The following is an 18942-nucleotide window of genomic DNA, read 5'->3' as shown; positions in this document are numbered from 1 at the left end:
GTTGCGAAAGTGGCTTTCGCAACTCCCCGAAACCGGCACGCGGAGCCAACCGCGCCCGCCCCGCCTGCTCAAATCCGTGAAGGCGCTGGGTCTCGTGAGTGACAAGGACGGTTCTAACCAGCCTCACCACTCACGAGGCCTCAGCCGTTCCAGGCCGCCTTGTGCAGCCGCCGCAGCGCCCGCACCGCGGCCACCGCGCGATCCCGGTCCACGGCCTGCACGGCCATGACCGAGTAGTACTCGTCGTCCGGCAGCTCCAGCCGCGCCCACGAAGCCCCGTCCGGGAAGCTCACCGAGAGCACTTCGCTCCACGCGAACTTCTTCGTCATCAGCACGTTCCGGACCTCGATGCCGTCGGCGTCGGCCTTCACGCGCGCGGTCGCGAACAGCATCGTGCCCGCGGCGAGCAGGACCCCGATGCCGATCATCGCCGCCTGATCGGACGGCTGGAAGATCACGCCGGTGTCCGAGCCGCGCAGCAGGACCGCGACGACCACGAACGTCGCCAGCAGGATCACCGCCAGCACCGAGCACATCACCAGCGCACGACGGGGCCGCACCACCACGACCTCGGACTCCGTCATCACATCCGCCTCGACACTCACACGAAACCCCGCTCGGTCCACGGCTGGCGCAGGTTCCGCAGCGCGTGCGCGGCGTCCAGCGCGGCGACGGTCGCTTCGTAGCCCTTGTCCTCCACGGAACCGGGCAGACCGGACCGGTCGAGGGCCTGCTGCTCGGTGTCGCAGGTGAGCACCCCGTTGCCGACCGGGGTGCTCTCGTCGAGCGCCACCCTGGTCAGGCCCGCGGTGACCGCGTCGCAGACGTACTCGAAATGCGGCGTCCCGCCCCGGACGACCACGCCCAGCGCGACGACCGCGTCGTGCGTGCGGGCCAGCGCCTGCGCGGCGACGGGCAGCTCGACGGCACCCGCGACGCGCACGACCGTCGGCTCCTCCTCCAGGTCGGCCACCTTGGCCGCCTCGAGGGCGCGTTCCAGCAGGGCGCCGGTGATCTTCGTGTGCCAGCGCGTGGCCACGATCCCGAGCCGGATGTTCTTACAGTCGGACAGGTCGAGTTCGACGTCCGGACGGCCCTCGCCGCTCACCGCGTGCCACCTCCGTTGCCCTGGTCGACCTCGGCGCCGACCTGGTCGAAATGCTCCAGCTGGGACAGGTCGTGCCCCATCCGGTCCCGTTTGGTCTTGAGGTAGCGCAGGTTCTCCGGGTTCGGCGAGATCGGCAGCGACACCCGGCCGCTGACCCGCAGGCCGTAGCCCTCCAGCCCGACGCGCTTGGCCGGGTTGTTCGTCAGCAGCCGCATCGAGCGGACGCCGAGGTCGCACAGGATCTGCGCGCCGGTGCCGTAGTCCCGCGCGTCGGCGGGGACGCCGAGCTGCAGGTTCGCGTCGACGGTGTCCGCGCCGGCGTCCTGCAGCTGGTAGGCCTGCAGTTTGTGCAGCAGCCCGATGCCCCGGCCCTCGTGGCCGCGGATGTAGAGGACGACGCCGCGCCCTTCCTTGGCCACCGCTTCCAGTGCCGCCTCCAGCTGCGGGCCGCAGTCGCAGCGCAGCGAGCCGAAGACGTCGCCGGTGAGGCATTCGGAGTGCACGCGGACCAGGATGTCCTCGCCGTCGGCGATCTCGCCGTAGACGAAGGCGATGTGCTCGATGCCGTCGAGCAGGCTGTCGTACCCGACCGCGCGGAACGTGCCCGCGTTCAGCGGGATACGCGCCTCGGCGACCCGCTCGACCTGCTTCTCGGTGCGCCGCCGGTACGCGATCAGGTCGGCGATGGTGATCATCTTGAGGTCGTGGTCCGCGGCGAACACCTCGAGCTCGTCACGGCGGGCCATGTCGCCCTCGTCCTTCTGCGACACGATCTCGCAGAGCACGCCGGACGGCGAGAGCCCGGCGAGGCGGGCCAGGTCGACGGCGGCTTCGGTGTGCCCCGGGCGCCGCAGGACGCCGCCCTGCTTGGCGCGCAGCGGGACCACGTGACCGGGACGCCGGAAGTCCGACGCCTTGGACGCCGGGTCGGCGAGCAGGCGGACGGTGTGCGACCGGTCGGCCGCGGAGATGCCGGTGGTGATGCCCTCGGCGGCGTCGACCGTGACGCTGTACGCGGTACCGCGCTGGTCCTGGTTCGTGTGGTACATCGGCGGCAGGTCGAGCCTGTCCGCCTCGGCCTCGGTCAGCGCCACGCAGACGTAACCCGAGGTGTAGCGCACCATGAAGGCCATCATCTCGGGCGTGGCCTTCTCCGCCGCGAAGATCAGGTCGCCCTCGTTCTCGCGGTCTTCGTCGTCCACCACGACGACCGGACGGCCCGCCTTGATGTCGGCGATCGCCGCCTCGATGGCATCGGCGTTCACGGCCACCCCGCCTCCACAGGGGGTCAGATCGGCCGACCCCGGAATCGCACTCGTCTCACTCACGCCCGCTCCTCCGTGCCGCCATTGTCCCCCTGCGTGCGCAGGTGCGGCATGGCCAGCTTCTCGACGTACTTGGCGACCACGTCGACCTCGAGGTTCACCAGGTCACCCGGGGTGTTCCGGCCGAGGGTGGTCAGTTCGAGGGTGGTCGGGATCAGGGCGACGGAGAACTCCTCGTCGGTCACCGAAGCGACCGTGAGGGAGACGCCGTCGACCGCGATCGACCCCTTCTCGACCACGTACCTGGCCAGCTTCGGAGGCAGGGCGAACGAGGTGAGTCCCTGCTCGTCCCGCTTGAGGAAGACACCGGTGCCGTCGACGTGGCCCTGCATGATGTGCCCGCCGAGCCTGCCGCCCGCCGGCGTCGCGCGTTCCAGGTTGACGACGTCGCCGACGTTCACCTTCGCGAGGCTGGAGCGCTGCAGGGTCTCGTGCACGACATCGACGGTAAACTCACCGCCCGCCACCGCGACCACGGTGAGGCACACGCCACTCACCGCGATGGAGTCGCCGTGACCGGCGTCGCTGGTCACCAGCGGCCCTCGCACGGTCAGCCGCGCGGCGTTGGGGACCTGCTCGACCGCGGTGACCTCGCCGAGTTCCTCGACAATGCCGGTGAACACTCCTGCTGCCCTCCTCCTGGTCACGCCGTCGCTGGAAACGGCGCTCCCCTCATCCAACACCCATCCGGGCCGATTCCTTCTCCTGACCCGACGGGCGGATCAAGAACCGGGATCAGCCCCGGGCGCGGGCCGCCTGCTCACGCAGCGCCGCGACGGCCTTACCAGGGTCTTCGGCGCCGTAGACGGCGGAACCGGCGACGAAGCAGTCCACTCCGGCCTCGGCGGCCCGCTCGATGGTGTCGGCGTTGATCCCGCCGTCGATCTCGACGACGAGCTTGAGGTGACCGGTGTCGACCAGGCGCCGCGCGGTGCGCACCTTGTCGAGGACGCCCTCGATGAACGACTGGCCGCCGAAGCCGGGTTCGACCGACATCACCAGCAGCGTGTCGTAGTGCTTGAGGGTGTCGAGGTGATCCTCGATCGGCGTGTTCGGCTTGATCGACAGACCGGCCTTCGCCCCGGCGGCGCGGAGGTTCTTCGCCAGCATGACCGGGTCGTGCGCGGCCTCGACGTGCACGGTGACGTTGTAGGCGCCCGCCTCGGCGTACCCGATGGCCCATTTGTCCGGGTTCTCGATCATCAGGTGGCAGTCGATCGGCACGTCGGTGGCCTTGAGCAGCGACTGCACCACGGGCAGCCCGAGGGTCAGGTTCGGCACGAAGTGCGCGTCCATGACATCGACGTGGACCCAGTCCGCGCGGGTGTCCCCCTCACCGGCGACGGCGCGGATCTCGTCGCCGAGCCGGGCGAAGTCCGCGGAAAGGATGCTGGGGGCGATCAAAGGTCGGTGAGCCACGCGCCCGAGTGTAGGAGGACGCCGCTAACGCCCGCTAACCGGCTGTGACCGGCGTCCCGGTCTGGAGTATGACGCGAAATGGCACCGCAGTGGGAGGTGCGCGCACACGCCGCCGAATAGCGTTCCGGTCATGGTCAACCCACTGAAGCCCCTGGTCCGGATCGGCAGCTATCGGAGTGTGCCTTTCGGACTCCTCGGCATGGCGATCACGGCGATCCCGTTCCCGATCGCGCTCATCCCCGCCATCCTCATCCCCGGCGACGTACGGGTGAAGCTGGTCTACGGCATGCTCGCGATGGGTGTGCTGGTCGCACTCGCCGGGCTGCCGGGGCCGATGCGGCGGGTCGGCGTGTGGTTCGCCAACCAGATGCTGGGCACCCGGATCGCGCAGCCCCTGCCGAATACGAAGGTCGCCTGGGCGGCACGCGGGCGCTCGGCGGCATGGCTGGTCGTGCACGCAGGACTCGGATGGGTGATGTTCGGCGTCGGCGTCTTCCTGAGTTTCGGCTTCGCCCTGCCCCTGGTGTGGCTGGCAGGCGGCGGCAGCCCCATCGAGTTCTTCGGCGAGCGAGTGACGGTCGAATCCGGCTCCGCGGGGCTGTGGACGTTGCCCATCGGTCTGGTCACACTGGTCGTCATCGCCTACGTCCTCGCCGGGTTCACCAAGCTCTACCAGTACAGCGCGATCTCGCTGTTGGGCCCGTCCGCCGCCGAACGCGTCGCCGCGGCCGAGGTCCGGGCGAACCACTTCGAGCAGCGCAACCGGCTGGCCCGCGAGCTGCACGACTCCATCGGCCACACGCTGACGACGTCGACCATCCAGGCCGCCGCGGCCGCCGAACTGGTCGATTCGGAGCCACAACTGGTGCGCCGGGCGCTGGGCACCATCGAGGAGTCGTCCAGGGCGGCGCTCGAAGACCTCGATCACGTACTCGGCCTGCTGCGTGAGGACAAGTCGTCCCGCGAACCCGAGCGACGGCTCATCGAAGTCGCGACGCTGGCCGAACGGGCACGCTCCGGCGGCGCGGTGATCGACTACGAGCTGACCGGACCCGCCGCCGAACTGCCCGCGACCCTCTCGCGGGAGGCGTACCGGATCGTCCAAGAAGGACTGACGAACGCGCTGCGGCACGCGCATCCCGGCCCGGTGACCGTGCGGGTCGCGGTGCTGGCGGACGCTTTGCGGATCGAGATCGTGAACCCGCTCAGGGAGTTGGCCGTCACGCCGGATCGTGGTGGCAACGGGTTGCCCGGGCTGACCGAACGGGTGGAGGCGCTGCGCGGCGAGCTCATCGCGGGCCCCGCCGTCGACGGGGAACCGCTGTGGCGGCTGGTGACCACGATCCCGCTACGGTCGCGATCATGACCCTTCGTGTCCTGATCGTCGACGACGAACCGTTGCTGCGCGCCGGATTGCGCTCCTTGCTGGACAACCAGCCGGATCTGACCGTGGTCGGCGAGGCGGGCGACGGCGGCGAGGTGGTCGATCTGGTGCGCCGGGTGAATCCCGACGTGGTCCTGATGGATGTCCGGATGCCCGGGGTGGACGGGATCGAGGCGACCCGGCGGGTGCTGGCCGGGTTCCCCGAGCCGCCGAAGGTGCTCGTGATCACGACGTTCGACAACGACGACTACGTCTACGACGCGCTGCTGGCCGGGGCGAGCGGTTTCCTGCTGAAGCGGGCGCGCAAGGAGGAGTTCGCGCACGCCATCCGGACCATCGCCGCCGGGGAGACGCTGCTGTTCCCGGACGCCATCCGGCGGATGGTCACCGCGCGCCCGGCCCCGTCCGGTCTGGCGCCCCGGCCGTCGTCGCTGACGAAACGGGAGACCGAGGTGCTGCGGCTCATCGCCACCGGTAAGTCCAATGTGGACATAGCGGCCGATCTGGTCATCAGTCTCGAAACCGTCAAAACCCACGTGGGCAACATCTTCGGGAAACTGGGCGCCGCCAACCGCAGTCAGGCGGTGGTGTTCGCTTACGAGACAGGCATCGTCGCACCGGGTCACAGCCTGCGCTAGCGGACCGCCGCTGTTCTTCCCGTGTTCACCCGGAGACCCCCGGCCGCACACATGCGCGGTGACTAATGGGACTGCCCTGATCCCCAGGTATCCCAAAGTGTCACAAGGAGAAACTGCAATGGCTTCGCTGTTCACCGGACGGCGCAAATGGCTCGCGGGCGGGGCGCTCGGCGTCACGCTCATCGCGCTGGCGCCCGCCGCGCTCGCCGCCGGCGACGACGCCCGCCTCGCGTCCGCGCAGGGTGACCGCACCCAGGACGTGCGCGCCGCGATCAAGGGCGGCCACGCCCGCAACGTCATCCTGTTCATCGGCGACGGCATGGGCCAGTCCGAGATCACGTCGGCGCGCAACTACGAACGCGGCGCGGCCGGGCGGCTCGCGATGGACGGCCTCCCCCTCACCGGTGACTACACGACGTACGCGGTCGAGAAGAACAACCCCTCGAAGCCCGACTACGTGACCGACTCGGCCGCCTCCGGCACCGGCTGGGCCACCGGTGTGAAGACCTACAACGGCGCGATCTCCGTCGACCCGTACGGCAACGCCGTCCCGTCGATCCTCGAGATCGCCAAGCGTTCGGGCCTGCGCACCGGTGACGTCACCACGGCCGAGGTCCAGGACGCCACCCCGGCGGTGCTCGGCTCGCACGTCGTCAACCGCGACTGCAAGGGCCCCGAAGAGACCAGCAAGAAGTGCGCGGTCAACGCCAAGGAGAACGGCGGCGCCGGTTCCATCGCCGAGCAGCTGGTCCAGACCAAGCCGGACGTCCTGCTCGGCGGCGGCGCGAAGTACTTCGACCAGACGGTCAAGGCCGGGAAGTTCGCCGGCAAGACCGTGCTGGACCAGGCGAAGTCCGCCGGCTACCAGGTGGTGAACACCGCGGCCGACCTCGACGCGGCCAAGCCGGGCAAGCCGCTGCTCGGCCTGTTCGCCGCCGGCAACCTGCCGGTCAACTGGACCGGCCCGGCCGCGAAGCAGGGCGGCACCCCGCCGACCCGCTGCACGCCGAACCCCGCCCTGCCCAAGACCCAGCCGAAGCTGGCCGACCAGACCCGCAAGGCGATCTCGCTGCTCGACGACCGCCGCAAGGACAAGGGTTTCTTCCTCCAGGTCGAGGGCGCGAGCATCGACAAGCAGGACCACGCCGCCGACCCGTGCGGCCAGATCGGTGAGACGATCGACTTCGACCAGGCCGTCGCGGCCGGGCTCGCGTTCGCGCGCAGCAACCCCGACACCCTGGTGATCGTCACCGGCGACCACGGCCACACCAGCCAGATCATCGGCAACGGCACCGTCAGCCCCGGCCAGACCGCGACCCTGATCACCAACGAGGGCGCGAACATGACCATCAACTACGGCACCGGCATGCCCGGCTCGTCGCAGGACCACACCGGCACGCAGATCCGCGTCGCGGGTTACGGTCCGCAGGCGGCGAACGTCGTCGGCCTGACCAACCAGACCGACCTCTTCGACACCCTGAAGCGCGCTCTGCGGCTGCGCTGATCGGTTTCGTGAAGGTGGGGCAGGCCCCCGATGAGGGGTGGGGGCCTGCCCCATGGCCGCTCCCCCGCGGCGTCCCTAACTTTGAATCATGCGAAAATCCTTGCCAGGCAAGAAGATCATCGCCGTCGGATCACTGGTCGCGCTGCTCGCGGCGACGACCGCCGCCCCGGCGCTCGCGGTGACCGGCTCCCATCACGAGGTCGACAAAGCACTGAAGACACTCGTGCAGGACGGCGTTCCCGGCGCGCAGGCGACCGTGACGAGCGCGTCCGGCCGGACGTGGTCGGAGCGCGAAGGCGTCGGGAACGTCGAGACCGGGACGCCGTTCCCGCACGGTTCGAAGTTCCGGGCGGCCAGTGTCACCAAGACCTTCGTCGCCGTCGTGGTGCTGCAACTGGTCGCCGAAGGAAAGGTCCGGCTGGACACGCCGATCGACCGGTATCTGCCCGGTCTCGTGCGCGGGAACGGCAACGACGGGACCAAGATCACCGTCCGGCAGCTGCTCCAGCACACCAGCGGGCTCTACAACTACGTCCGCGACCTCGACATCGACGAGTGGCGGCATCGCGGCGCCGAACCCGAAGAGCTGGTGGCGATCGGCCTCGCGCATCCGCCGGAATTCGAGCCGGGCGCGAAGTGGTCCTACTCCAACACGAACTACGTGATCGCCGGGATGCTCATCGAGAAACTCACCGGCCGATCGGTCTCCACCGAGATCCGGAGCAGGATCGCCAAGCCGCTCGGCCTGCGCGACACCTACCTGCCGCTGCGCGGCGACGAGAGTCTGCCGCGGCCGCACGCCAGGGGGTACGCGCCGGGTCTGGTCGACTTCACCGAACTGGACCCGTCGGCGGCCGGTGCTTCCGGCGGGCTCGTCTCGACGGGTGAGGACCTGAACCGCTTCTACGGGGCGCTCGTCGACGGCCGTCTCCTGCCGAAGGCACAGCAGGCGGAGATGCAGCGGACCGTTCCGGCGAACCTGGGGATTCCCGGCGCCGCCTACGGGCTCGGGCTCGGCTCCGTCCCGCTGTCCTGCGGCGGGACTTTCTGGGGCCATGGCGGGAATCTCGTCGGGTTCTCGAACATCTCCGGCGCGGTTCCGCACGGGAAGCGGGTGAACGTCGTCGCCAACATGGACCCGCTGCCGGACGGGGCGTCGGCGCATCTCGCCGCCGCCGTCGACACGGCGTTCTGCTCGCGCTAAGGCGTCGGAAGCAGGTCCAGCACCGAGGTCCAGGACGCGTCCGGGGTGAGCCGCGCGGTGGTGACGCCCGCCGATGCGAGCGTGTCGAGATGCCGTTGCCAGGCCGGATGGTGCACCCGCGTGTCCTGGATCTGGTAGCCCAGCACGATCGTGATCCCCGGCGTGCCGAGGACGTCGCCGAGCAGGGTCAGCGCCTGGTTGTCGGCGATGCCCAGTGCCAGTTTCGCCACGGAGTTCGCGGACGCGGGCGCGAACAGGAACACCGAGGGATCCGGATGCGGCCGGGGTTCGCCGGGCAGCCGGGAAGTGCTGCGGACGGGCAGCCTGGTGCACGCTTCGAGGTCACCGGTCCCGCCGGTCTTCTCCAGCCAGCGGGCCGCGGTCGGGGTCAGCGTGATCGCGAGGTCCCAGCCGCGGTCCGCGGCCGGTTTCGCGAGCTGCGCGGCGAACCGGGTGTCCAGTCCGCCGCACGAGCTCGCGACCAGGCCGAGGACCCTGCTCACCCGGTGGTTTCCGGCTTCCGCAGGACGGCGCAGAACATCGCGTCCGTACCGTGCCGGTGCGGCCACAGCTGGACGTACGGGCCGTTGCCGAGCTGCGGGACGCCGGGGAAGAACTCCCGCGCGTCGACGATCTCGGCTTTCGCGCGGCGCGCGGTCTCCCCCACGACGCCTTCGGTCTCGGCCAGGTGCGGCGAGCAGACGACGTAGGTGACGATGCCGCCGGGGCGGACCAGGTCCAGCGCCGCGGTGATCAGCTGGCCCTGGAGTTTCGTCAGGTCCGAGATGTCGCCGGGCTGGCGGCGCCAGCGCGCTTCCGGCCGGCGGCGCAGCGATCCAAGACCGCTGCACGGCGCGTCGACGAGGACGCGGTCGTAGCCCGGTTCGAGGTCGGTTTCACGGCCGTCGGCGACGTGGACGGTCACAGGAAGCCCTTGGACGGCGTTCTCGATCAGCTTCGCGCGGTGCGGCGCCTTCTCGACGGCGTCCACGGTCGCGCCGCTGATCGACGCCAGCGCGCCCAGCAGCGCGGCCTTGCCGCCTGGACCGGCGCACAGGTCGAGCCAGCGTTCGTCGGAGCCGGTGAGCGGGACCTTCGTGACGGCGACCGCGCACAGCTGACTGCCCTCGTCCTGGACCGCGGCCAGTTTCTCCTTGATCGGCTCGATGTCGCCGGGGTCGCCGGAGCCCGAGGGCAGCCGGACGCCGTAGGGCGAGTACGGGGCGACGTCGCCGCCGGTGATGGCGGCCAGTTCGTCGGCGCTGATCTCACCGGGGCGGGCGACCAGGTGCACGTCGGGGCGGTCGTCGTCGGCCTCCAGGGCCGCCTTCAGCTCGGCTCCCTTGTCCCCCAACGCTTCCGCGAACGAACGCGCGACCCAGCGCGGGTGCGCGGTCCGCAGCGCGTAGGCGCCGATCGGGTCGGCGGCCTCATCCGGCGCCAGCTCGTTCAGCCAGGTCTCTTCGTCCTTTTCGGACACCGAGCGCAGCACGGCGTTCACGAAACCCGCGATCCAGGAACCGACTTCGGCACGGACGAGGTCCACAGTGGACCCGACGGCGGCGTGCTGGGGAATGCGGGTGCGCAGCAGCTGGTACGCGCCGAGCCGCAGGCCGTCCAGCACGATGGCGTCGACCTTCTCCAGCGGGCGGTCCAGGCAAGCCGCGATGACGGCGTCCAGCATGCCGACCGCGCGGCAGGTGCCGTAGGTCAGTTCGGTGGCCAGCGCGGCGTCGCGGCCGGAGATCCGGCGGTTGCGCAGCAGCTGCGGCAGCACCAGGTTCGCGTACGCGTCGTCCTCCCGCACCGCGCGCAGGACGTCGAAGGCGACCTGCCGGGCCGGGTCGATCTGCGGCGGGCGGCTGGGCCCTTCCTTGCGCGGGGCCGGACGGCCTCGCTGCGGCCTCGACGGCCGACGTTCCCTACGCTCGTTCACTGCAGGCGCTCTCCTTGTTCGATCCTCGTACCGCGCGCCCAGTCGGTGGCCGCCATCCGCTTCTTCCCCTGCGCCTGCACTTCGCCCAGCCGCACCGGTTTCGACGCCGTGCCGACCAGGACCCGCTTGCGTTCCACGACGAGTTCGCCCGGCGGGGGACCCGGCTCGTCGACGACCGTCACCGGGCCGAGCTTCAGCCGCTCGCCCCGGAATTCCGCCCACGCGCCCGGTTCCGGGCTGACCGCGCGGATCTGCCGGTCGACCGCGGCGGCCGGGTCGGCGAACGACACACGCGCGTCCTCGACGGTCACCTTGGGCGCGTAGCTGACACCGTCGCCGGTCTGCGCGACCGCGCGCAGCGTGCCGTCGGCGATTCCGTCCATCGTGGACACGAGCAGCTTCGCCCCGGACTCCGCCAGCCTGCCGAGCAACTCCCCGGCCGTGTCACCGGCGGCGATCTGCTCGGTGATCACGCCGTAGACCGGGCCCGCGTCGAGTTCCTTGACGATGCGGAAGGTCGAAGCGCCGGTGATCTCGTCACCGGCGCGGATCGCGGCCTGGACCGGCGCGGCGCCGCGCCACGCGGGCAGCAGCGAGAAGTGCAGGTTGACCCAGCCGTGCGCCGGGATGTCCAGCGCGGCCTGGGACAGCAGCGCGCCGTAGGCGACCACCGGGCACGCGTCCGGGGCGATCTCCGCGAGCCGGGCGAGGAACGCGGGGTCGCTCGCCTTCGGCGGGGTCAGCACCTCGATCCCGTGTTCGTCGGCCAGCGCGCCGATCGGGGACCGGACGACCCGGCGGCCGCGGCCCGCCTGCGCGTCGGGACGGGTGACCACGGCGACGACCTCGTGCTCTTCGGACGCGAGAAGCGCCCGCAGCGACGGGACGGCGGGTTCCGGGGTACCGGCGAAGACCAAGCGCATCAACGCACCTCCACCGGGGGGACGGGTACCTCTGACTGGGCGAACATCGTCGAGAAGTCTAGAAGGGTCCCGCTTCCCCGGCGCGCCCGCTCTCCCTGTGCGGTCGCTGAAGGGCGCTTTCCCCGCATGACATGCGAGGAAAGCGCCCTTCACCGCGTGAGATGCGGGGAAAGTCCCCTTCGGCTACCGGGGTGGCCAGGGCAGGACCACGGCCGCCGAGCCGCCGCCCCGCCGCGTGGGTTCCGCCGCGGCGAGCCAACGGCCGTCCCGTAGCCGTTCGACGCCGGTCGCGGCCCCGATCTCCGCGGGCGCCGTCGAGAAGCCCTGTCCCTTGGCCTTGAGGATCGCGAGCACGTCGGTCTGGTCGAGGAACGCCTGCTCGACCTGCGCGGCCGCCGAGTTGCGCTGCGAGGCGCGCGGTTCGGCGATCGCGTCGACGAGCTTCAGGCCGCGGTCGATGCGGCCGGTGAGGACCTGCAGCACGGTGGTGATGATCGACGCGCCACCGGGCGAGCCGACGGCGAGGAACGGCTTGCCGTGGTCGAGCACGATGGTCGGCGCCATCGACGAGCGCGGCCGCTTGGCCGGGCCCGGCAGGTTCGGGTCGGGCACGCCCGGCGTCACCGGGGTGAAGGAGAAGTCGGTCAGCTCGTTGTTGAGGAGGAACCCGCGGCCCGGCACGACGATGCCGCTCCCGCCCTCCTGCTCGATGGTCAGCGTGTACGCGACGACGTTGCCCCACCGGTCGGCGACCGTGAGGTGCGTGGTGTTCTCGCCCTCGTACGGCGTCGGGGCGGCGTTAGTCCCCGCCACGCACGGCGCCGGCTTGCGCGGATCGGCGGGCGCGACAGGGCTCGTCCCGGCCTTCGCGGGGTCGATCAGGCACGCGCGGCTGTCGGCGAACTTCTGGCTGATCAGTTCCTTCGCCGGGACGTCGACGAAGGCCGGGTCGCCGATCCACCGGTTGCGGTCGGCGAAGGCGTACCGGGTCGACTCCAGGAAGTAGTGCAGGTAGTCGGCCTTCTCCAGCTTGGAGAGCTTCGTGTTCTCGAGGATGTTCAGCGCCTCGCCGACTGTCAGACCGCCGGACGACGGCGCGGGCATCCCGTAGACGTCGAGGCCGCGGTACTCGGTCTTGGTCGGCTTCCGTTCGACGACGCGGTACTTGGCGAGGTCGGCCGTCCTCAGGTCACCCGGGCGGACGTTCAGCGTCGAGGCCGGGTCGACCGGCGGCTTCCGGACCGTGTCGACGACGTCGGCGCCGATCGGGCCGCGGTAGAGCGCGTCGGTGCCCTTCGCGGCGAGTTGCGCGTACGTCCCGGCGAGGTCCGGGTTCTTGAACGTCGTGCCGACCGCGGGCGGCGCCCCGCCGGGCAGGTACAGCGACCGGGTCGACGGGAACGCCGAGAAGCGGGCGGCGTTGTTCGAGATCTGGGTGGTGAAGGTCTGGTCGACGGTGAAACCCTTGCGGGCGAGGTCTTCGGCGGGCTTGATCGCCCTCGCCAGCGACTTCGTCCCCCACTTGCGCAGGGCTTCCTGCCAGGTGGCGGGCGTGCCGGGCACGCCGACGCTCAGTCCGCTGGTGACGGCTTCGGCGAACGGGATCGCCTTGCCGTTCTCGACGAAGAGGTTCTCGTTCGCCGACGACGGCGCGGTCTCGCGGCCGTCGAGCGTGTGCACCTTGCCGGTGCGCGCGTCGTAGTAGACGAAGAAGCCGCCACCGCCGACCCCGGCGGAGAACGGGTCGGTGACCCCCAGCGCGGCCGCCGTCGCGACGGCGGCGTCCACGGCGTTGCCGCCCTCGCGCAGGATCTTCGTGCCGATCGCGGTCGCGTCCGCGTCGATGCTCGACACCGCGCCCAGGTAACCGACGGCGACCGGGGACTTGGGTGTCGGTGGCGCCGCCGTCGCGGTGCCCGGCGCGGCGGTGACGACCAGGGCGGCGATCGCGGTGACTGCGGTGATACGTACCGGAGTGCTTCTGTGCGCGGCCATGGCGCGAGTCTGCCCCGCCTGTCCACCTCGGACAAGACCCGTCCAGCCCTGCGTTCGTCGGTGGTGCGGCCCCGCCGTGCTGAGCAGAATGCGGTCCCATGAAGACTCCCGGCAGGCGGTGGGGCGCGCTCCTCCCGCTGCTTATCGCCCTCCCCGTCCTCGCGGTCCCCGGCGTCGCGCGAGCCGAAGGCGCGCGTGCCTGCTTCGACGACTCCGCGGCGATCACCGTCGAAGAGAAGCGGCTCGCCGCGACCATGCCTTCCGGCGGCCCGGCGGTCGGTCCCGAACTGGTCCGGCTCGCCGGTTTCGACAAGCTCGTCTCCGACTTCACGACGCGGCTCTGCGCGACGAAGACCGCTTTGCGCGCCGAAAAACTCGCCGAGACCGCCGGTGCCGGGCTCTGGCGGACCGCGGTCGACCGCGCGCAGGGCCGCCGTCCCGATCTCGGGAGCATCGACAAGGCCGACGACCGGCCGCTGTACTGGGCGCGCCTCCAGATGAGCAAGGCGCTGCGTCAGTGGACGCCGCGGTTCCCGCTCTCCGCGCCCGCCCGTGCCGGTCTGCTGAAGACGTTCGACGTCGGCGCGCGCGGACTCGACGACTCCCGCTTCCCGTCCGGCCCGAAGCCGCGCCGAGTGCTGGTGAGCGGATTCGACCCGTTCACCCTCAACGGCGCGGGCGTCCGCATCGGGAACCCGTCCGGTGCCGCCGCACTGCACCTGGACGGCAAGGTGATCCAGACCCCGGCCGGGCCCGCGCAGGTGCAGGCCGTGTCGTTCCCGGTGGTGTGGAGCTACTTCGACGCCGGGATCGTCGAGGCGGCCTACGGACAGGCGTTCAAGGACCGCCTCCGCCGCCCGGAACTGATCATGACGATCAGCCAGGGCCGCCCCGGCCGGTTCGACATCGAGCGGTGGGCCGGAGCCTGGCGCGGCGGTTCGCCGGACAACCTGGACGTGCCGGTGAAGGGTCCGGTCCCGCCCGCCGACGGCTGGCCGCAGCCGGACGTCCAGTTCATCGAAACCACGCTGCCGTACGAAAAGATGCTCGCCGCGCCCGCAGGGGCGTACGACGTGCAGTACAACCAGGCGTTCTGCGTCTGGCCGGACAGCGGTCATCCGGGAACCGGGACCGCGGTCTGCCGGACGGACGCGCCGAAGCCCGGTGAGATCGCAGCTTCCGGTGGCGGCGGCAACTATCTGTCGAACGAGTCCATGTTCAGAAGCAACCGGCTGCGGACGGGACTCGGGCTGGCCGGGATCGCGGGCGGGCACCTGCACACGCCCGTCCTCGGCACACCTGCCGATCCTTCGGCGCTGACCGACGCCGATTTCGAGGCGCGGCGGGCGGCGATCTCGTCGCAGATCGTCACGCTGCTCACCGCCGCCCTGGGTGGCTCCGCGCCGGCTAAGCCCACTGCACCCGCTACGCCCGCTCCTGGCACTTCGGGCGCTTCGGATGCTTCGGCCCGCGCCGACGTCCTCGCCACCCCCGGCACCACCCTCTGACCCACGCGTTCTCTTGAGGGCAAGGCAAAGCTAGCGATCTTGTGATCTCGGCGGCGAAGGTTCCCAATGTCGCATTTGAGACGCTGAGCGTCTCAAATGCGACATTGGGAACAGGGACCGGGAAAAGACGACCCGCCAGACCACGCACCTTGGCTCGGCGCGGTCTGGCACAACACCGTTGCCTTACGGCCCAACAACCCGAATCGCCACTCAAGCCCGCCAGCGCGGCCCAACCGGACGAAACGCGGGGTGCGCTAGATGAGTTCCAAGGGGTCCAGCTGGATCCGGATGGGTTCGGAGGCCTTGCGCGCGTCCCGGCGGCCGGCAGCGGCGTGGATCTCGGCCGCGAGCGCCTTCCCGTCCGGACGCGCGACCCGCACCAGGGCCCGCTCCCGTTCGGCGTTGCCGTCCTCGTCGACGTCGCCGAGCGGCACCGGCCCCAGTACCTCGCCGGTTTCCGGCAACTGAAGGTCGTCGAGCAGCCCGGCGACCGCGTCCGGCGTGCCTTCGATGCTCGCCATCCGCATCGCGGGCGGGAAACCGAGTTCACGCCGCTCCGCCAGTTCCAGGCTCGCGTGCCAGCCCGGATCCCACCGGACCAGCGCCTGCACCACCGAAAGACCCGCTTCCGCGCCGACGAACACGCGACCGCCTTCGGTCCCCGGCCGCACCAGGGCCGCCGCCGCCATCCAGCGGCGCAGGGTCTCCTCGCCCGCCCTCAGGTCCTGCCGCCCCAGCAGCGCCCAGCCGTCCAGCAGCAACGCCGCGCCGTAGCCGCCTTCCGCGACCGGCTCGGCTCCCGGCGTGCACACCACCAGTGCCGGTTTTCCGGGCACCGAAGCCAAAACCTCCGTCGCGCCCGAGGTCCGCACCGGGAATCCGGTGAACGCGCGCCCCAGTTCCTCCGCGGTGCGCTTGGAGCCGACGACGACCGCCCGCAGCCGGACGGAACCGCAAGCGGCGCAATGGAAGTTCGTCTCGGGGACGCCGCACCACCGGCAGGCGGGCGGCCTCGGCGCGCCGTCGATCAGCCCGCCCGGCAAGGAGAGCGGGCCCGCGCAGCGACGACAGTGCGCCGACGTCCGGCAGTTGCCGCACGCGAGACCCGGGACATATCCGCGACGCGGAACCTGCACCAGGACGGGGAACCCGCCGGCCAGCGACTGCCGTGCGGCCTCGAAGGCGACCGACGGGAGCCGTGCCGCTTTCGCCGCTTCGTCCCGCGCGACGTCGAAGTCCTCGCCGACCGGCGTGACCCTCGGCGCGGCCGCCCGCAGTTCGGGACGCGCCGCCACGAGGGCCTGTGCCCAGCCCGATTCCACCAGGAACTGCGCCTCGGCCGTCCGCGCGAAACCGGCGACGAGCATGGACCCCTTCGCGGCGTGCGCGCGGTCCATCAGCACGTCGCGGACGTGCGGATACGGCGCGTGCTGATCGAGGTGGACGTCGTCGCCGTCGTCCCACACCACGAACAGCCCGGGATCGGCGACCGGTGCGAACATCGCCGCGCGGGTGCCGACGACGACGCGCACCGCGCCGCGCAGCACCGCGAGCCAGCGCCGGTACCGCTCGGCGGGGCCGAGACCGGCGATCAGCGCGACCACGGAATCGGCGCCCAGCAAGGAAACGCACGCGTCGTGCACCCGCGTCAAGTCACGGTGGTCGGGGACGACCATGACGGCACCGCGTCCCGCCGCGGCCGCGACGGCGGCGGCTTCGGCGAGGCGGCGCGGCCAGTCCTCCCCCGGCAACGCCTGCCAGACGGCGTTGGCCGGACGCCGTTCCGCGACGGCTTCCAGGAACGCCGGACCGCTCTGGTACTTGTCCCAAAGCGCGGTCTCAGGTGCCTCTGGTGTCGGTGCGGGTTCGGCGGGCGGCTCGCCCTCGACCTTCGCGTGCCGGGACGGGATCGCGAGCCGCAGGACGTCGCTGAGCGTGCCGCCGTACCGGTCCGCGACGGACCGGCAGAGCGCGTGCAGCGCGGGCGGCAGGACGGGCTCGCTGGAGGTCACCCTGTCGATGTACGCGAGCTTCCCGGTGAACTCCGTGGTGTCGGCACGCTCGACGAGGTAGCCGTCGACGAGCTGCCCCGCGAACCGGACCCGCACGCGGCAGCCGGGTACGGCGGTCTCATGGAGTTTCTCGGGGATCCGGTAGTCGAAGGTGCGGTCGAGATGCGTGAGCGGGATGTCCACGACGATCCGCGCGACCGGGTTCTCGGGCGCGGGATTCTGCGCGCCACGACGGCTGGTCTTGCCGCGTGCCGGTTTGGCCTTCCGCGCGGGCTCGGCCTTCGGCGGAGGCTCCGGAAGCTCCCACAGCGGGGTCGGTTCGGGACTGCTGCTCACCCGGTGATCTCTACCAGACTCCCCCGGATACGCCAGTCACCGGCCGTACCGCGTGGCCCGGCGTGATCGAACACCGCACTCACGTGATCGGAGCCGGATCTCGCGTGCTTGGAGCCGGAACTCGCGTGATCAGACGCCGTACACCCGAGTTCCGCCTCCAAGCACGCGAGTTCCGGCCCCAGTCACGCGAGTCCGGCATCTGATCACGCGAATCACGCTTCCGTCCTGGCCGCGAACGGGCGGGTTCGCGTGACTGAAGGGACGACACACGTGATCAGACGGACGACACATGTGTCCAGAAGGACGACTCGCGGCGAGGCCGGTACCGGGCACGTCGGGTCGGCGACGCAGTGAAGGCCTCCTTCCCTACCCTCAAGGTAGGCAAGGAGGCCTTCACGGAGCGAAGCGATCAGGCGCCCGCGGCCGACTTCAGGTCCGCGGCCCGCGCCGTGCTCTCCCACGGCAGACCCAGCTCGGGACGGCCGAAGTGGCCGTACGCGGCCGTCGGCGCGTAGATCGGGCGAAGCAGGTCGAGGTCGCGGATGATCGCGGCCGGACGCAGGTCGAAGACCTCCGTGATGGCGGCCTGGATCTTCGTCGGGTCGACCGTCTCGGTGCCGAAGGTCTCGACGAAGAGGCCCACCGGGGCCGCCTTGCCGATCGCGTAGGCGACCTGGACCTCGGCACGCGCGGCGAGCCCGGCGGCGACGACGTTCTTCGCCACCCAGCGCATCGCGTACGCGGCCGAACGGTCCACCTTGGAGGGGTCCTTGCCCGAGAACGCGCCGCCACCGTGACGGGCCATGCCGCCGTAGGTGTCGACGATGATCTTGCGGCCGGTCAGGCCCGCGTCACCCATCGGCCCGCCGATGACGAACCGGCCGGTCGGGTTGACCAGCAGCCGCACGTTGGAGGTGTCGAGGCCCAGCTCGGCGATCTCCGGGGCGACCACGTGCTCGCGGACGTCGACGCCGAGCATCTGCTCGAGGTCGATGCCGTCCGCGTGCTGGGTGGACACGACCACCGTGTCGAGCCGCACCGGCTGGTCACCGGCGTACTCGATGGTGACCTGGGTCTTGCCGTCCGGGCGCAGGTACGGCAGCACGCCGTCCTTGCGAACCCGGGTCAGGCGCTGCGAGAGCCGGTGCGCCAGCGCGATCGGCAGCGGCATCAGCTCGGGGGTGTCCGAGCAGGCGTAGCCGAACATGAGGCCCTGGTCGCCGGCGCCCTGGCGGTTGATCTCGTCCTCGTCGGACTCGACGCGGGACTCGTACGCGGTGTCGACGCCCTGCGCGATGTCCGGCGACTGCGACCCGATCGCGACGTTGACGCCGCACGAGTTGCCGTCGAAGCCCTTGGCCGACGAGTCGTAGCCGATCTTCAGGATCACGTCGCGCACGATCGTCGGGATGTCCGCGTACGCCTCGGTGGTCACCTCACCCGCGACGTGTACCTGCCCGGTCGTGATGAGGGTTTCGACCGCCACCCGGCTGCGCGGGTCCTTGGCCAGCAGGCCGTCCAGGATCGAGTCGCTGATGGCGTCGCAAATTTTGTCGGGATGACCCTCAGTCACCGATTCCGATGTGAACAGTCTCCTCGTGGACGCGGTCACGGTGGCCGTCACTCCCTCACCTAGACGTCTGATGCCCA

At 70.9% G+C, this 18942-nt stretch carries 16 protein-coding genes; 5 read left to right on the top strand and 11 right to left on the bottom strand.

Annotated features, from left to right (window positions below):
* Positions 1-140: 140 nt before the first annotated feature.
* The 5 genes from B0293_RS22505 to rpe all read right to left on the bottom strand — a co-directional run bounded on the left by B0293_RS22505 (position 141) and on the right by rpe (position 3837).
* Entirely contained in the window at positions 141-584 is a 444-nt protein-coding gene (locus tag B0293_RS22505; RefSeq protein ID WP_039915899.1) for a PH domain-containing protein, read from the bottom strand.
* Between the two features lie 17 nt (positions 585-601).
* Complete coding sequence (ribH, locus tag B0293_RS22500; protein WP_005152326.1) at positions 602-1108, bottom strand: 6,7-dimethyl-8-ribityllumazine synthase; 507 nt, start codon at positions 1106-1108, stop codon at positions 602-604.
* Positions 1105-2379: a bifunctional 3,4-dihydroxy-2-butanone-4-phosphate synthase/GTP cyclohydrolase II gene (locus B0293_RS22495; RefSeq protein ID WP_005152327.1), complete on the bottom strand. Its 1275-nt coding sequence runs from the start codon at positions 2377-2379 to the stop codon at positions 1105-1107. Before B0293_RS22495 ends, ribH begins: the two co-directional genes overlap by 4 nt.
* Before the next feature lie 53 nt (positions 2380-2432).
* Positions 2433-3056, bottom strand: a complete 624-nt coding sequence (locus tag B0293_RS22490; RefSeq protein ID WP_005152328.1) for a riboflavin synthase — start codon at positions 3054-3056, stop codon at positions 2433-2435.
* 112 nt (positions 3057-3168) lie between these two features.
* Positions 3169-3837, bottom strand: coding sequence for a ribulose-phosphate 3-epimerase (rpe, locus tag B0293_RS22485; protein WP_039915865.1), 669 nt, complete (start codon positions 3835-3837; stop codon positions 3169-3171).
* 145 nt (positions 3838-3982) lie between these two features.
* Here rpe and B0293_RS22480 point away from each other — a divergent pair, with 145 nt between their 5' ends.
* The 4 genes from B0293_RS22480 to B0293_RS22465 all read left to right on the top strand — a co-directional run bounded on the left by B0293_RS22480 (position 3983) and on the right by B0293_RS22465 (position 8582).
* Complete coding sequence (locus tag B0293_RS22480) at positions 3983-5218, top strand: ATP-binding protein (protein ID WP_005152330.1); 1236 nt, start codon at positions 3983-3985, stop codon at positions 5216-5218.
* Positions 5215-5874, top strand: a complete 660-nt coding sequence (locus tag B0293_RS22475; RefSeq protein WP_039915868.1) for a response regulator transcription factor — start codon at positions 5215-5217, stop codon at positions 5872-5874. The genes B0293_RS22480 and B0293_RS22475 overlap by 4 nt, the downstream gene beginning before the upstream one ends.
* 118 nt (positions 5875-5992) lie before the next feature.
* On the top strand, positions 5993-7378 hold the full coding sequence (gene phoA / locus B0293_RS22470; protein ID WP_005152333.1) for an alkaline phosphatase: 1386 nt from the start codon (positions 5993-5995) through the stop codon (positions 7376-7378).
* A gap of 88 nt (positions 7379-7466) precedes the next feature.
* Positions 7467-8582, top strand: coding sequence for a serine hydrolase domain-containing protein (locus B0293_RS22465; RefSeq protein WP_005152335.1), 1116 nt, complete (start codon positions 7467-7469; stop codon positions 8580-8582).
* On the opposite strand, the gene B0293_RS22460 is transcribed toward B0293_RS22465, so the two are convergent.
* From B0293_RS22460 to ggt, 4 genes are all read right to left on the bottom strand, one after another.
* Positions 8579-9085 carry a flavoprotein gene (locus B0293_RS22460; RefSeq protein WP_005152339.1) on the bottom strand — a complete coding sequence of 169 codons (507 nt, stop codon included), beginning with the start codon at positions 9083-9085 and terminating at the stop codon, positions 8579-8581. The two genes, B0293_RS22465 and B0293_RS22460, sit on opposite strands and share 4 nt — an antisense overlap.
* Positions 9082-10518, bottom strand: a complete 1437-nt coding sequence (locus B0293_RS22455; RefSeq protein ID WP_005152340.1) for an RsmB/NOP family class I SAM-dependent RNA methyltransferase — start codon at positions 10516-10518, stop codon at positions 9082-9084. The genes B0293_RS22460 and B0293_RS22455 overlap by 4 nt, the downstream gene beginning before the upstream one ends.
* Positions 10515-11441: a methionyl-tRNA formyltransferase gene (fmt, locus tag B0293_RS22450; RefSeq protein ID WP_005152341.1), complete on the bottom strand. Its 927-nt coding sequence runs from the start codon at positions 11439-11441 to the stop codon at positions 10515-10517. The genes B0293_RS22455 and fmt overlap by 4 nt, the downstream gene beginning before the upstream one ends.
* A 183-nt stretch (positions 11442-11624) precedes the next feature.
* Positions 11625-13436 carry a gamma-glutamyltransferase gene (ggt, locus tag B0293_RS22445; RefSeq protein ID WP_005152342.1) on the bottom strand — a complete coding sequence of 604 codons (1812 nt, stop codon included), beginning with the start codon at positions 13434-13436 and terminating at the stop codon, positions 11625-11627.
* 98 nt (positions 13437-13534) lie between these two features.
* On the opposite strand from ggt, the gene B0293_RS22440 reads away from it, so the two are divergent.
* Positions 13535-14944, top strand: coding sequence for a hypothetical protein (locus B0293_RS22440; protein ID WP_005152344.1), 1410 nt, complete (start codon positions 13535-13537; stop codon positions 14942-14944).
* 254 nt (positions 14945-15198) lie between these two features.
* Here B0293_RS22440 and B0293_RS22435 read toward each other — a convergent pair whose 3' ends face one another.
* The gene (locus B0293_RS22435; RefSeq protein ID WP_039915872.1) at positions 15199-17292 is read right to left on the bottom strand and encodes a primosomal protein N'; all 2094 of its coding nucleotides are present in this window, start codon (positions 17290-17292) and stop codon (positions 15199-15201) included.
* Positions 17293-17701: 409 nt separating this feature from the next.
* Positions 17702-18904 (bottom strand): methionine adenosyltransferase, encoded by a 1203-nt coding sequence (metK, locus tag B0293_RS22430; RefSeq protein WP_039915902.1) that lies wholly within the window; start codon positions 18902-18904, stop codon positions 17702-17704.
* Between the last annotated feature and the right edge of the window lie 38 nt (positions 18905-18942).

Origin of the sequence: Amycolatopsis azurea DSM 43854, assembly GCF_001995215.1 — a bacterium.
Classification (GTDB): Bacteria; Actinomycetota; Actinomycetes; order Mycobacteriales; family Pseudonocardiaceae; genus Amycolatopsis; species Amycolatopsis azurea.
The sequence above is the reverse complement of the archived record's forward strand: the minus strand, read 5'-3'. Positions and strand labels throughout refer to the sequence as shown.

Bases quoted from the DNA above. Each gene is read 5' to 3' on its own strand.
- B0293_RS22505 (WP_039915899.1), bottom strand. From the start codon at position 584: ATGACGGAGTCCGAGGTCGTGGTGGTGCGGCCCCGTCGTGCGCTGGTG.
- B0293_RS22480 (WP_005152330.1), top strand. From the start codon at position 3,983: ATGGTCAACCCACTGAAGCCCCTGGTCCGGATCGGCAGCTATCGGAGT.
- B0293_RS22475 (WP_039915868.1), top strand. From the start codon at position 5,215: ATGACCCTTCGTGTCCTGATCGTCGACGACGAACCGTTGCTGCGCGCC.
- phoA (WP_005152333.1), top strand. From the start codon at position 5,993: ATGGCTTCGCTGTTCACCGGACGGCGCAAATGGCTCGCGGGCGGGGCG.
- B0293_RS22465 (WP_005152335.1), top strand. From the start codon at position 7,467: ATGCGAAAATCCTTGCCAGGCAAGAAGATCATCGCCGTCGGATCACTG.
- fmt (WP_005152341.1), bottom strand. From the start codon at position 11,441: ATGCGCTTGGTCTTCGCCGGTACCCCGGAACCCGCCGTCCCGTCGCTG.
- ggt (WP_005152342.1), bottom strand. From the start codon at position 13,436: ATGGCCGCGCACAGAAGCACTCCGGTACGTATCACCGCAGTCACCGCG.
- B0293_RS22440 (WP_005152344.1), top strand. From the start codon at position 13,535: ATGAAGACTCCCGGCAGGCGGTGGGGCGCGCTCCTCCCGCTGCTTATC.